The organism is Streptomyces sp. NBC_01381, from assembly GCF_026340305.1.
Lineage (GTDB): Bacteria > Actinomycetota > Actinomycetes > Streptomycetales > Streptomycetaceae > Streptomyces.
Genome location: NZ_JAPEPI010000002.1, coordinates 727526 through 740697, shown reverse-complemented (window position 1 = coordinate 740697; position 13172 = coordinate 727526). Strand labels below are relative to the sequence as shown.

Annotated in this window: 13 protein-coding genes; 10 read left to right on the top strand and 3 right to left on the bottom strand. The window is 70.5% G+C overall.

Annotated features, from left to right (window positions below; all coding sequences use genetic code 11):
* Positions 1–114: 114 nt before the first annotated feature.
* Positions 115–915 carry a class I SAM-dependent methyltransferase family protein gene (locus OG453_RS25150; protein ID WP_266870736.1) on the top strand — a complete coding sequence of 267 codons (801 nt, stop codon included), beginning with the start codon at positions 115–117 and terminating at the stop codon, positions 913–915.
* 192 nt (positions 916–1107) lie between these two features.
* On the opposite strand, the gene OG453_RS25145 is transcribed toward OG453_RS25150, so the two are convergent.
* Positions 1108–2139 carry a Ku protein gene (locus OG453_RS25145; protein WP_266870735.1) on the bottom strand — a complete coding sequence of 344 codons (1032 nt, stop codon included), beginning with the start codon at positions 2137–2139 and terminating at the stop codon, positions 1108–1110.
* A gap of 93 nt (positions 2140–2232) precedes the next feature.
* Here OG453_RS25145 and ligD point away from each other — a divergent pair, with 93 nt between their 5' ends.
* The 3 genes from ligD to OG453_RS25130 all read left to right on the top strand — a co-directional run bounded on the left by ligD (position 2233) and on the right by OG453_RS25130 (position 4553).
* Complete coding sequence (gene ligD, locus OG453_RS25140; protein ID WP_266870734.1) at positions 2233–3129, top strand: non-homologous end-joining DNA ligase; 897 nt, start codon at positions 2233–2235, stop codon at positions 3127–3129.
* Positions 3126–4007, top strand: coding sequence for an RNA ligase family protein (locus OG453_RS25135; RefSeq protein WP_266870733.1), 882 nt, complete (start codon positions 3126–3128; stop codon positions 4005–4007). Before ligD ends, OG453_RS25135 begins: the two co-directional genes overlap by 4 nt.
* Positions 4008–4124: 117 nt before the next feature.
* Positions 4125–4553, top strand: coding sequence for a DUF4440 domain-containing protein (locus OG453_RS25130; protein WP_266870732.1), 429 nt, complete (start codon positions 4125–4127; stop codon positions 4551–4553).
* A gap of 12 nt (positions 4554–4565) precedes the next feature.
* Here OG453_RS25130 and OG453_RS25125 read toward each other — a convergent pair whose 3' ends face one another.
* Complete coding sequence (locus OG453_RS25125; RefSeq protein WP_266870731.1) at positions 4566–5369, bottom strand: nuclease-related domain-containing protein; 804 nt, start codon at positions 5367–5369, stop codon at positions 4566–4568.
* A gap of 232 nt (positions 5370–5601) precedes the next feature.
* Here OG453_RS25125 and OG453_RS25120 point away from each other — a divergent pair, with 232 nt between their 5' ends.
* The 6 genes from OG453_RS25120 (at position 5602) to OG453_RS25095 (ending at position 11917) form a co-directional block, all read left to right on the top strand.
* Complete coding sequence (locus OG453_RS25120) at positions 5602–6252, top strand: class F sortase (protein ID WP_266870730.1); 651 nt, start codon at positions 5602–5604, stop codon at positions 6250–6252.
* A gap of 231 nt (positions 6253–6483) precedes the next feature.
* Positions 6484–7260, top strand: coding sequence for a hypothetical protein (locus tag OG453_RS25115; protein WP_266870729.1), 777 nt, complete (start codon positions 6484–6486; stop codon positions 7258–7260).
* Positions 7257–8561 carry a HAMP domain-containing sensor histidine kinase gene (locus OG453_RS25110; RefSeq protein ID WP_266870728.1) on the top strand — a complete coding sequence of 435 codons (1305 nt, stop codon included), beginning with the start codon at positions 7257–7259 and terminating at the stop codon, positions 8559–8561. Before OG453_RS25115 ends, OG453_RS25110 begins: the two co-directional genes overlap by 4 nt.
* Positions 8562–8675: 114 nt before the next feature.
* Positions 8676–9035: an SH3 domain-containing protein gene (locus tag OG453_RS25105; RefSeq protein ID WP_266870727.1), complete on the top strand. Its 360-nt coding sequence runs from the start codon at positions 8676–8678 to the stop codon at positions 9033–9035.
* A gap of 63 nt (positions 9036–9098) precedes the next feature.
* Positions 9099–10463: an FtsW/RodA/SpoVE family cell cycle protein gene (locus OG453_RS25100; RefSeq protein WP_266870726.1), complete on the top strand. Its 1365-nt coding sequence runs from the start codon at positions 9099–9101 to the stop codon at positions 10461–10463.
* On the top strand, positions 10460–11917 hold the full coding sequence (locus tag OG453_RS25095; protein ID WP_266870725.1) for a penicillin-binding transpeptidase domain-containing protein: 1458 nt from the start codon (positions 10460–10462) through the stop codon (positions 11915–11917). Before OG453_RS25100 ends, OG453_RS25095 begins: the two co-directional genes overlap by 4 nt.
* Here the strand turns inward: OG453_RS25095 and OG453_RS25090 are convergent.
* Positions 11914–13020, bottom strand: a complete 1107-nt coding sequence (locus OG453_RS25090) for a ferritin-like domain-containing protein (RefSeq protein ID WP_266870724.1) — start codon at positions 13018–13020, stop codon at positions 11914–11916. The two genes, OG453_RS25095 and OG453_RS25090, sit on opposite strands and share 4 nt — an antisense overlap.
* Positions 13021–13172 lie beyond the last annotated feature (152 nt).

Here is a 13172-nt window from a genome sequence, read left to right as displayed (position 1 = left end):
GTTCCCGCCGTACGGCTTCCCGGCGACCCTGAAGACGCCAGCCGGGGTACTCAGGGGCGTTCCGAGTAGCCCGACGGATATCCGCCGCGGCCCCCGCCGCCGACGCTGTCGGACATGACATCACCACCGAACCGACTCAAGTGGTCAGTGATCCGCGCCCTGTTGGGCACGGTGGGCAGGACCTCGAAGGGGATCCGCACCGGCTACCGGCACGGCTTCGACAGCGGCACGATGCTCGACTACGTATACGTGAACCAGGCCCGTGGCCTGCTCGGCATCGGCCGGCTCATCGACCGCGTCTACCTGAACGCCATCGGCTGGCGCGCCATCCGCGCCCGCCGCGACCTGCTGCAGGAGGTCCTGCGCCAGGAGATCGCACGCCGCCCCGGCCGCGAGGTGTTCATCCTGGACGTGGCAGCGGGCCCCGGCCGCTACCTCCAGGACCTGATCGCCCCGTACCCGCCCGGCCGGGTCCGCGTCCTCTGCCGGGACCTGGCGGGCCCGGGCCTGTGGCAGGGCGAACGACTGGCCCGCGAGCGCGGGCTCGACAACATCGCGTACGAAATGGGCGACGCCTTGGCTCCCCGAGTACCGCCGGAAGGCCCACCGGACATCATCGTGGTCTCCGGCCTGTACGAACTCCTGCTGGACGACGCAACGATCCAAAAATCCCTAACCCACCTCCACACCCTCCTGGCCCCCGGCGGAACCCTCACCTTCACCACCCAGACGCACCACCCCCAACTGGACTTCATCGCCAACGTCCTCCCCAACCGCAACGGCGACCTGTGGGTCATGAAGTGCCGCCCGGCCGAAGAGCCGGAGTCCTGGGCACTGGCCGCAGGCTTCACAGCCACATCAACCCGCAGCGAAAACCTGGGCCTCTTCACGGTCACAACCTGCACGCCCGCATGAAGAGACGCCCCGAAACCCGGCATCGAGACGCGAGGGGACGTGTCGGTATGTCCGCACGGAGCACGGCACGCAGCACTCGCGAGCCGAAGCAGCAAGACGCTCGGACCGAGATGGCGAGTACGGACATACCGGCGCGGCCCCGCCCCACAACCGAAGCCCCCCGCAGACGGCGCCCACTGCACCGCACGGCCACTAAGCCGAGGCCCGCTTCTTGGGCGCAGCCTTCTTCGCCGCGGCGGCCTTCTTCGCGGACGTCGACTTCGTCGCAGTCGACTTCTTGGCAGTGGACTTCGTAGCGGTCGACTTCGTGGCAGTCGCCTTCTTCGCCGTCTTCTTCGCCGCCGAAACGGACTTCTTCCCACCCACCTGCTTGGGCGCGGCCGGAGCCCGCTTCCGGCGCGAGGACAGCGGCGTGACCTCGGCCTCCTTCTCCTTCTCCTCCTCGCCCCGCGCACTCCGCGCCGCCCGCACACTGCTCTCCAGCGCGGCCATCAGGTCGATGACCTTGCCACCACCGGCAGCGGCAGCGGCCGGCTCCGCCGGGGTCTTGCCCTCAGCCTTGGAGGCGATGAGTTCCTCCACCGCCGCGCGGTAGTCGTCATGGAGGGACGACATCTCGACCTCGCCGAGCGTGTCCATCAGGGCGTCCGCCAGATCCAGTTCCGCGTCACGGATCTTGACCTCGGTCTCGGGCGCGACCCCCTCGGGGGCCCGGATCTCGTCCGGCCACAGCAGCCCGTGCATCGCGATGACGTCGTCCACCACCCGCAGCATCCCGAGCCGCTCCCGCCCCCGCAGCGCGTACTTGGCGATCGCCACCTTCTGGCTGCGCTTCAGCGCCTCCCGCAGCAGCGTGTACGGCTTGGCGGCGGGCACCCCGTTCGCCGACAGGTAGTACGCCGCGTCCATCTGCAACGGATCGATCCGGTCACCCGGCACGAAGGCCACGATCTCGATCGTCTTGGCGGTCGGAATGGGCAAGGAGGCCAGATCCGCATCCGTGATCGGGATCATCGACCCGTCCGCCTCCTCGTAGGCCTTGCCGATCTCGGCGGACGTCACCTCCTTCTCCTCCAGCTCGCACACCTTGCGGTAGCGGATCCGCCCCCCGTCCTCCAGATGGATCTGCCGGAAGGAGACGGAGTGGCTCTCGGTGGCGTTCACGAGCTTGATCGGGATGCTGACAAGACCGAAGGAGATCGCACCGTTCCATATGGATCGCACGTCAGGCGCCTCTCAGTCGAGGAGTACTTCCGAGGAATACTTTCGGGGAGCACTTTCGGGGTGTTTTGTTCCGATTCATGCGACTCTCATGGTATGACGCCGATCACCGAGGTGGAGGGGCGGCGGCTGGCCCTCAGCAATCTGGAGAAGGTGCTGTACCCGGCCACGGGCTTCACCAAGGGCGAGATGCTGCACTACTACGCCAGCACGGCGGGCTCCCTCCTCGCCCACCTCTACAACCGCCCGGTCTCCTTCCTCCGCTTCCCGGACGGCCCGGACGGCCAGCGCTTCTTCGCCAAGAACGTGCCGCCGGGCACCCCGTCCTGGGTACGCACCGCCGACGTGCCGCGCTCGGACGGCAACGCCCGGCAGATCGTCGTCAACGACCTCGCCACCCTCATGTGGGCCGCCAACCTCGTCACGGAGTTCCACACCCCGCAGTGGCAGGCGGACACCCCCGCCGTCGCCGACCGCCTCGTCCTCGACCTGGACCCCGGCGCCCCCGCCACCGTCGTCGAGTGCTGCCGGGCCGGCCTCTGGCTGCGGGACCGGCTCCGGGCCGACGGCCTGTACGTGTACGCGAAGACCTCCGGCTCCAAGGGCCTGCACCTGCTCTGCCCGCTGGAGCCGACGCCGTCCGATGACGTCACCGCGTACGCGAAGGGACTCGCGAAGGACGCCGAGCGCGCGCTGCCCGCCCTCGTCGTCCACCGGATGGCCAGGAACCTGCGCCCCGGCAAGGTCTTCGTCGACTTCAGCCAGAACGCCGCGGCGAAGACGACCGCCACCCCCTACACCCTGCGCGCCCGCCCCGAGCCGACCGTCTCCACCCCGGTGACCTGGGAGGAAGTGGAGCAGTGCGGCGCCCCGGAGCAGCTCGTCTTCCGGGCGGCGGACATCGCGCCCCGCCTCCAGCGGTACGGGGATCTGCTTGGCCCGCTGATCAACGCGAACCGCGCCCGGCCGCTCCCCCGATCGGGTCCCTCATGATCAGCCTTCCGGTGCGGGTCGCCCTCGCCGAGTCCGTCACCTCGCTGCCCGATGGCACCGGCTGGGCCTTCGAGCCCAAGTTCGACGGGCATCGGCTCGTCGTGATCGCCGAGCGCCGCCGGGTGATGCTGCAGGCCCGGTCGGGCCGGCTCGTCACCACCGCGTTCCCCGACCTCGCCGAGGCCGCGCGCCGGCTGCCCGCGGGGACCGTGCTCGACGGCGAGGTCGTCGTCTGGGTCGAGGAGGGCATCGACTTCGGGGCCGTGCAGCAGCGCGCCAACGCCACACGCGCGCGGGCCGCCCTGCTCGCGCGCGAACTCCCCGCTTCGTACGCCGCCTTCGATCTCCTCGCCGAGGACGGCGACGACTGCCGCGCCCTGCCGTACGAGGAGCGGCGCGCACGCCTCGTACGCATCCTCGGACCGCTCGGCCCGCCCCTGCAGCCCGTGCCGATGACGACCGACCGCGAGCTCGCCCTGACCTGGTACGAGACCCTGACCGCGGCCGGTGTCGAAGGCCTGGTGATCAAGCGGCTCGACGGGGCCTACCGGGGCGCCACGCGCGCGTGGCTGAAGCTGCGGCACAGCGACACCCGGGACGCGGCCGTCATCGGCTACACCGGAAGCCCGGCCCGGCCGCACGCGCTGGTGCTCGTGCTGCCGGGGGACGGCACGCCCGTGGTGTCGTCGCCGCTGACCCCCGCGCTGCAGACGGCGGCCGCGGCCGCGCTGCCCGAGGCGAAGGGCGAGGGGACGGCGACCGCCATCGGGATCGGCGAGGTCACCTACGCCGCGCTGCCGTCCGACCCGCCCGTCACGGTGGAGGTCAGACAGAACACGACCCGGCACGCGACGGCGGTGGTGGTCCGCTTCCGCTGACGGGCACGGGAGACCGACTTTTGGGAAGTGACCCACATCACAGCTAATCAAGTTTGACTAATGGCCGGATCGAGCATACCTTCCTCCGTAAGTAGTCAAGCTTGATTAGGAGACCGCGTGACCTTCCTGCCCGAGACCGGATACGTCCCGACCGACGAGGACCGCGCGAGCCTGGCCGCCTGGTTCGCCGAGTACGACGCCCACAGCGCCAAGCGCGACGTGGAGCGCATGGCCGATCTGGCCGTCTTCCCGCTCAACCTGGTCAGCGACGACTCCGCGGGCGACGGGCGCTCCGCGCAGTGGGACCGGGAACAGTTCGTCGCGACCATGACGCATGTGATGGGCGACGGGAGCGAGGACATCACCTTCGAGTCCACGCGCACCCCCGTCTTCCTCTCCCCCGCCATGGCCGTGGTCTTCACCGACTCGGTCATGACCGCGAACGGCGAGACGCAGCAGCTGCGGTACGCCGACATCCTCGTGAAGCGGGGCGGCGCCTGGGCCTTCCAGACCATGATCCAGGGCGGCTGGGGGGACAACCTGTGACGAGTTGAGGAGTCAGAGCCGCAGCCAGGTGTGGCGGTCGCGTGCCATCGCGTGCAGCGCCGCCACATCGGCCGGTTTCAGGACGCCGCCGGTGCCGGCGAGCGAGGAGATCTCCTCGTCGCGCACGATCCGCACCCCGCGCGGCGGCTCGGCCATGGCGAGGTCCGCCGCCCCGGAGAGGGCGAGCACCGGGCGGATCTCGGCGGTCAGCGCGAAGGACGCCCGGTCCGCGTCGGCGCGCAGCTCCCGCAGCAGCGGCTGCGGTTCCGAGCGGCCGACCGCGACCATCGGGTCGGCGATCCGCACCCGCTGCTTGCGGGCCGCGAGCGTACGGATGCCGAAGAGGCCGCCGGGGCCGATCACCAGGTGGTGGATGCGGGCACCGCCGGGCAGCGGGACCGAGTGCAGGGTGTGCCAGCCCGCCGCTTCGAGTCCGTCGAGCACCTCGCCGACGGCCTGCTCCGCCGCGAGCGCCCGGCGCCGCGGGTCGGCGCGCAGCCTGCGGGCGGGCGCCGGGTCGCGGTCCAGGGCGATGAGGAGGGCCTCGCCGGGCCGGTTCGGGGCGAGGTCGTCGTCCGGGTGGAGCGCGAGCCTGGCCAGTTCGGACGGGGTCGGCACGGGTGGCGGGCCGACCGAATAGCCGCCGGTCAGGAACGGGGCGAGGACATGCAGGACATCATCCCTGCGGTCCTCGCTCAGCAGGTTCACCCGGGCCGATTCCCTGTCGTACCAGGCCACGTTTGCGCCGTCCGCGAGGCAGACGTACAGCCTTTCCTGGCCGTGGCGCCAGGCCGGTATGACGCGCAGTCCTGTCATGCCATCACCCCTTGACCATGGGACCAGCCGGGGTGCGCCTTGGGCAATACGCAGACCGTGCCCGGCGGGCGGCGCTGACGAACAAGCATTTCCCGCCCAGCCGCCCGGTTGCCCCGCGCAGCCCGCACGATTGACCCGCGTACCTATGGGTCGTCGTTACACAGCCGCCGAATTGCTGCAATAGCGGACATTTAACCTCGCAGGAGTCCCTCACGCACCGTAGGAGCCCGAAGTGAGCACCCCCACCGAAGAAGCCGCCGTCGAAGCCCCCGCCAAGCGCCGCCCCACCGCCCGCATCGTCGCCGCCGCCGCGCTGACCGGCGCGCTCGGCGTCGGCCTGATCGCCTGCGGGCAGGGATCCGGCTCCCCCGCGCCCGACGTGAAGGTGAACAACGCGGCGTCCGCTCCCGCCGCGCGGCCCCAGGCGCCGCTGGAGAAGTCGCGGCCCACGGGGCTGCGGATACCGGCCGCCGGCGTCGACGCGACGTCGATGCTCGACCTGGGTGTGGGTGCGGACGGGGCGCTCGGCGTGCCGCCCGTCGACAAGGCGGACGAGCCCGGCTGGTGGACCGGTGGCGTCACCCCCGGCGAGAAGGGGGTGGCCGTCCTTGTCGCGCACTACGACACGGCACGGGGCCCCGCGCTGATGAAGGATGTGGCGAAGGTCAGAATGGGGGACGAGATCGAGGTGCCGCGGGCCGACGGCAGCACCGCGACATTCAAGGTGCGGGAGATCCAGCAGGTGGACAAAGAGAACTTCCCCACCCATAAGGTGTACGGGGCGACCGACCGGCCCGAGCTGCGCCTGCTGACCTGCGGCGGACCGATCAAGAATGGTCACCGCACCGACAACATCATCCTCTACGCCGATCTCGCGCCGTAGCCCATCACGCAGCCAGGAGTGCATGGAACCCTCTCCCCCGCGAGCGGCGGAGATTTCTGACTCACGCTACTCTGCCGCTCGACGAGCGGCAGAGACTGACGCGATCAGCATCAGCCGGGACGGAACCTGCCCGGTGCCCTGAAAGACAAGGTGACGCACGATGCCCGACTTGGCTCTCGCCAGGCACACGCCGACTGTAGTTCCTTGTGACGCTCCGCGTCCGGGTTTTGGATGAACCGGAGCCGCCTCGCGCTCGTCGCCGCCCTCAGCCTGTCCGCAGTTCTGCTGGCCGGCGGCTGCGGCGACCCCGGCGACCTGCGCGGCGCGGGCCCGACGCCCACCGCCGACGGCCCCATCCATCTGTGGCCGAAGCTGCCGCCCCCGTCGGCGCCCGCCGAGGACTACGGCGTCATAGAGAGCCTGCCGGTCAAGGGCGTCGACGTACCGGGCGGAGATCTGCACAAGGTCGACCCGGTCACCGTCGCCCGGATCGACTTCGACAAGAACCCGGGTCTGTACAGCCGCTCCGACGGCACCTACAAGGAGACCCTCGCCAAGCTCCGGACCTGCGGCCACGGCACCGGCGACTGCCCCGTGCTCAAGGCGTACTACCGCGATCTCACCGGCGACGGGAAGGACGACCTGATCGTCGGCATCCGGCTGGTCGAGGGGCACGACGAGAATCTGAACATCCGTGCCTACGCCATGGAGAAGCGGCAGTTGACCCAGATCATGGAGACGGGCGACGCGGTGCTCGGCGTCGAGCTGGCCGGCCATGACGTGATCGTCCGCGCCGTCTCCAGCCAGCCGGGGTACGAGTACCGCACCGTCTGGTCCTGGGACTCCCACCAGAAGACGATGCTGCCGACGAGCGACGAGATCGTACGGTCCACGGACGCCCCGTCGCCGAAGCCCTCCAAGAAGCCGACACAGAAGCCGACGGAGAGTCCGACGGGGAGTCCGACCGAGAAGCCCGCCCCCACGCCCTCCCCGAGCGACTCCGCATGAGCCACGCGCAGCCGCGCGGGCCGCGGCTCCCCGCCTGGACGGCGACCCTCACCTGGAAGGCCGCACTCTTCATCGCGGTCATGTGCTGCGCGCTCGCCGCGCTGCTCGGCGCGCTGGTCCATGTCTCGGTGACCAACCAGACCGTGGGCCAGGCCCGCGAGCGCGCCCTCGACCGCCTCGAGGACGTCACCGAGGCGTACGAAGCCGGCGACCGGCTCGGGCCAGGGGCGGGCGTCGACCCGCCCGGTCTTCCCGCGCGGCTGCGGGAGCTCGCGGTCGGCGGCGAGCGGGCGACGATGGTCGGCCCGCACGGCGGCTCCCGGCCGACGATGTGGGCCGCGGGGCCCGCCGACGGCGGCCGTGCCATCGCCGTGGAGGTCGACTACGCCCAGGGCGCCCGCACCATCGACGGGCTCGACCGGGCGATCCTCGGCTCGTCGGTGCTCGCCATCGGGGCGACGCTCCTGGTCGGCGCGTTCGCCGTGACGCGGGTGACGCGGCGTCTGCACCAGACGGCGACGGTGGCGCGCCGGATCAGCGCGGGCGACCTGGACGCCCGGGTGGACGATGCTCGGACGCAGGAGCCGCAGCGGCACCAGGACGAGGTGGCGGCGGTCGCCGGCGCCCTCGACACGATGGCGGCGTCGCTGCAGGGCAAGCTGCAGAGCGAGCAGCGGTTCACCGCGGACGTCGCGCACGAGCTGCGCACCCCGCTGACCGGTCTGCACGCGGCGGCCGAGCTGCTGCCGCCGGGCCGGCCCACCGAGCTGGTGCGCGACCGGGTGGCCGCCCTGCGCACCCTCACCGAGGACCTCCTGGAGATCTCCCGGCTCGACGCGAAGAGCGAGCGGGTCGAGCTGGACGACCACCATCTCGCCCCACTGGCCGAGCGTGCCGTGCGGGGTTCGGGACTCGGCGCCGAGCTCGTCGTCGTACGCGATGTCTGTGTGCTGACCGACCGTCGGCGTCTGGAGCGGGTGCTCGGGAATCTGCTGGCCAACGCCGGCAAGTACGGGCGGCAGCCGGTCGTCGTGACCGTCGACGGGCCGGTCCTCTCGGTGCGCGATCACGGCGACGGTTACCCCGACTACCTGGTGGAACACGGGCCGCAGCGGTTCCGCACGGAGGGGACGAGCAAGGGTCACGGGCTCGGTCTGACGATCGCTCTGGGGCAGGCGGCGGTCCTCGGCGCGAGCCTCACCTTCGCCAACGCGGTGGACGGCGGCGCGGTGGCGACGCTGACGCTGCCGTACGAGGAGTCCGACGCGACCGGCGCCAAAGGTGCCGACGGGACGGCCTGACGGGCGGTTTGACGCCGCGTGGCCTTTTGCGCGCATACCGTGCCGCTTTTAGTGTGAATTGCGGCCTATGGCTATGGGTCGCCTTGGCCCTGTCCCATCGCTAGAGGAGGCCCCATGTCCCTTCGGCCCACCGCGACCCTCACCCGGATCGGCATAGCCGCCGCCAGCGGCGCACTCGCCGCGCTCACCGTCACCGGCCCCGCCATCGCGGCCGACGGCGCGAACAACGATCACCCGCGCCTCTACAAGGGTCGCGTCACGGCCAAGTCGGGGCTGCTGCTCCGCACCGCCCCCACCCGCGGCAGCCGGGTCATCCGCAGCGAGCCGTACGGCGCGATCGTGCACATCTTCTGCAAGACGACCGGCGACAAGGTGCACCACAACAACCGCTGGTATCTGCTCACCGACGGCACCTGGGCCTGGGGCTCCGCGCACTACATCAAGGACATCGGGCCATCCCCGCGCTGGTGCTGACGTATCGCAAGCGCACGGTGACATAAGCGGACATGGGGGCCTATCGCTTGCTACGTTCCGGGCATGACCGGAACAACAGTGGGCTCGGCACCACCTTCCGTACCCGCTGTTCGCGTCCCCCGTCGCCGTGGCACCGAACTCGCCCTGATCGTCGTGGCCGTGCTGCTTTCGGTCTACGGCTACTGCGACGTCGGGCTCGCCAAGAACGGCACCGTCCCGCCCGGCGCCGCCGGTTACGGCGCCGGGCTCGGGGTACTCGCGCTCCTCGCCCATCTCGCGGTCCGCTTCCGCGCGCCGTACGCCGATCCGCTGCTCCTGCCGATCGCCGTGCTGCTCAACGGCCTTGGTCTGGTGCTCATCTACCGGCTCGACCTGGAGACACCGGGCGACGAGGCGGCGACCGCCCAACTCGTCTGGTCCACGGTCGGCGTGGCGCTCTTCATCGGCGTCGTCGTCTTCCTGCGCGACCACCGTGTGCTCCAGCGGTACGCGTACATCTCCGTCGTCGCCGCGCTGATCCTGATGATCGTGCCGATCTTCTTCCCGGCCGTGAACGGCGCCCGGATCTGGATCAGGATCGGCGGATTCTCCATCCAGCCCGGCGAGTTCGCGAAGATCCTGCTCGCGATCTTCTTCGCCAGCTATCTGGCCGCCAACCGCAACGCCCTCGCCTACACCGGCCGCACCGTCTGGAAGCTGAAGCGGCTCCAGCTGCCGACCGGCCGGGTGCTCGGGCCGATCGTCGCGATCTGGCTGCTCAGCGTCGGCGTCTTGGTCCTCGAACGGGACCTCGGCACCTCGCTGCTCTTCTTCGGACTCTTCGTGATCCTGCTGTACGTGGCCACCGGGCGCACCGGCTGGATCGCGGTCGGCCTGCTGCTCGCGGGGTTCGGCGCGTTCGCGGTCGGCTCGCTCGAACCCCATGTGCACAGCCGGGTCGAGGACTGGCTGCACCCCTTCGCCTCCATCGACGCGGGCGAGGGGCCCAACCAACTCGCCCAGTCCCTCTTCGCGTTCGCGGCCGGCGGGATGCTCGGCACCGGGCTCGGGGACGGGCACTCCATCCTCATCGGCTTCGCCGCGAAGTCCGACTTCATCCTGGCGACGGCCGGTGAGGAGCTGGGTCTCGTGGGGCTCACCGCGATCTTCCTGCTCTACGCCCTTCTGGTGGAGCGCGGCTTCCGGGCCGGCCTTGCCCTGCGGGACGCCTTCGGGCGGCTGCTCGCGGTGGGGCTCGCCTCGATCGTCGCGCTCCAGGTGTTCGTGATCGCGGGCGGCGTGACCGGCCTGATCCCGCTGACCGGCATGGCGATGCCCTTCCTCGCGCAGGGCGGCTCGTCGGTCGTCACCAACTGGATCATCGTGGCGCTGCTCATCCGGGTCAGCGACTCGGCCCGCAGCCAGCCCCTCCCCCAGGAGCCGTCGTGACCCGGTACATCCGCCATGCCGCGGCGTTCTGCGCGCTGCTCCTGATCGCCCTGCTCGTGAACGCGACCCGGGTCCAGATCGTGCAGTCCGACTCCCTGGACGAGAACCCCGCCAACCGCCGCCAGGCCATCACCCGGTTCGGCCAGCCGCGCGGCGACATCATGGTCGACGGCCGCGCGGTCACCGGCTCCCAGGACACCGGTGAGCAGCTGCGCTATGAACGGACGTACAAGAACGGCCCGTTGTACGCGCCGGTGACCGGATTCGCCTCGCAGGTCTACGGCACGACCCTCCTGGAGAACGCCGAGGACGACATCCTCTCCGGCACCGACCCGATGCTCGCCCCGCTGCCCTTCTGGAACGACATCAGCCGCGACCAGAACCCCGGCGGCAAGGTGCAGACGACGATCAAGGCGGCCGCGCAGCAGGCCGCGTACGCCGGTCTCGGCGGGAAGAAGGGCGCGGTCGCCGCCATCGAGCCGTCCACCGGGAAGATCCTCGCCCTGGTGAGCACGCCCTCGTACGATCCCGAGCGGCTCTCCGGGACCAGCTCGTCGGTGGCGAGATCCTGGGCGGCGCTGAACAACAGCTCCGACAAACCGATGCTGAACCGCGCGATCCGCCAGACGTACCCGCCCGGTTCGACGTTCAAGGTGGTGACGGCCGCGGCGGCCCTGGACTCGGGCACGGTCACGGACCTCGACGCCGCCACCAAGTCCCCCAGCCCCTACACGCTGCCCGGCACCACCACCGAGCTGACGAACGAGGTCGAGGGCTGTAAGAACGCGACCCTCCGGTACGCCTTCGCATGGTCCTGCAACACGTTCTTCGCCAAGCTCGGCGCGGACACGGGCCTGGCCGACATGGCGGGCACGGCGCGGAACTTCGGCTTCAACGACACCGGCCTGAAGATCCCCTCCTCCGTCGCGGCCAGCAACTTCGACACGTCCATGGACAAGGCGCAGCTCGCGCTCTCCTCCATCGGCCAGTACGACACGCGGGCCACGCCGCTGCAGATGGCGATGGTCTCTGCGGCCGTGGCCAACGGCGGCTCGGTCGAGGCCCCTTACCTGGTGGACCGGACGACCACCGACGACGGCGACGTGGTCGGCACCCACGGCACCGAGACCCTCCAGCGGGCGATGAACCCCGCCACGGCGATGCAGCTGCGGGAGCTGATGACCGACGTCGTCGAGGAGGGCACCGGCACGAACGCGGCGATCCCCGACGTGACGGTCGGCGGCAAGACGGGCACGGCCCAGCACGGCATCGACAACTCCGGGACGCCGTACGCCTGGTTCATCTCCTGGGCGCAGAAGTCCGGCGACGCACAGCCGTCGGTGGCGGTGGCGGTGGTGGTGGAGGACGCGGCGGCGGACCGCGGGGACATCAGCGGGGGCGGCAGCGCGGCGCCGATCGCGAAGGCGGTGATGGAGGCGGTGCTCGGGGGCTAGCCCGCCTCACCGGACACGATCGCGTCCGCCACCTCCGCCACCCGCTCGCCCTCCTCGGCGGCGAACCGCTCCGCGTCCAGCTTCTCCGCGATCTCCTCGTCCTGCGCCATCAGCTGGTCGAGGTTGGCGTTGCCCATCTCGAAGACGCCCATGTCGACGTACGCCTCCTGCAGCCGCTTGCCCCACAGGCCGATGTCCTTGACGCACGGCACGATGCGGCTGAAGAGCAACTGCCGGAAGAGGGCGAGGAATTCGGAGTTCTCGCTGCACTCCTCGGCCTCCGCCTTGGGGATGCCGAAGTTCTCCAGGACCTCGACTCCGCGCAGCCGGTCCCGCATCAAGTAGCAGCCCTCGATGACGAAGTCCTCGCGCTCGCGGCGTTCGGCGTCGGTGAGCTGCTTGTAGTAGTCGCGCAGGGCCATCCGCCCGAAGGCGACGTGCCGGGCCTCGTCCTGCATCACGTACGCCAGGATCTGTTTCGGCAGGGGCTTGTCCGTGGTGTCGCGGATCATGCCGAACGCGGCGAGCGCGAGGCCCTCGATGAGGACCTGCATGCCCAGGTAGGGCATGTCCCAGCGGGAGTCGCGCAGGGTGTCGCCGAGCAGCGACTGCAGATTGTCGTTGATGGGATACAGCATCCCGATCTTCTCGTGCAGGAAGCGGCTGTAGATCTCCGCGTGCCGCGCCTCGTCCATGGTCTGGGTCGCGGAGTAGAACTTCGCGTCCAGGTCGGGGACGGACTCCACGATGCGGGCCGCGCACACCATCGCGCCCTGCTCGCCGTGCAGGAACTGGCTGAACTGCCAGGAGGCGTAGTGCTTGCGCAGCTCGCCCCGGTCGCGCTCGGTCATCTTGTCCCAGTGGCGGGTGCCGTACAGCGACGTCGACTCGTCGGGGGTGCCGAGCGGGTCGAGCGGGTCGACCTCCAGGTCCCAGGCGATGCGCTTGGCGCCGTCCCACTGCTTGTCCTTGCCCTTCTGGTAGAGGGCGAGGAGGCGCTCGCGGCCCTCGTCGTACTCCCAGCTGAAGCGGGCCGCGCCGTTCGCCGGTATCTGCCAGACGGTGTCGTCCGGGGCATGCGTGTACAGCTCGTACGTGGACACTGACGGCTCCTAGGGATGGCCTTGGAAAACCTCGTGGCGCCTTGCACTCGTCCCCGCTTTGCAGGCTCACACGGCCGCTGACGCCGGGTCAACAAGTCGTGCGCAAGGGATTGACGGCCTTGCTGACAGGCAGTCTCATAAGACGTGACCGC

Excerpts from the sequence above, each read along its gene's own strand:
- OG453_RS25150 (WP_266870736.1), top strand. The coding sequence starts at position 115 with ATGACATCACCACCGAACCGACTCAAGTGGTCAGTGATCCGCGCCCTG.
- ligD (WP_266870734.1), top strand. The coding sequence starts at position 2,233 with ATGACGCCGATCACCGAGGTGGAGGGGCGGCGGCTGGCCCTCAGCAAT.
- OG453_RS25135 (WP_266870733.1), top strand. The coding sequence starts at position 3,126 with ATGATCAGCCTTCCGGTGCGGGTCGCCCTCGCCGAGTCCGTCACCTCG.
- OG453_RS25125 (WP_266870731.1), bottom strand. The coding sequence starts at position 5,369 with ATGACAGGACTGCGCGTCATACCGGCCTGGCGCCACGGCCAGGAAAGG.
- OG453_RS25115 (WP_266870729.1), top strand. The coding sequence starts at position 6,484 with ATGAACCGGAGCCGCCTCGCGCTCGTCGCCGCCCTCAGCCTGTCCGCA.
- OG453_RS25110 (WP_266870728.1), top strand. The coding sequence starts at position 7,257 with ATGAGCCACGCGCAGCCGCGCGGGCCGCGGCTCCCCGCCTGGACGGCG.
- OG453_RS25105 (WP_266870727.1), top strand. The coding sequence starts at position 8,676 with ATGTCCCTTCGGCCCACCGCGACCCTCACCCGGATCGGCATAGCCGCC.
- OG453_RS25100 (WP_266870726.1), top strand. The coding sequence starts at position 9,099 with ATGACCGGAACAACAGTGGGCTCGGCACCACCTTCCGTACCCGCTGTT.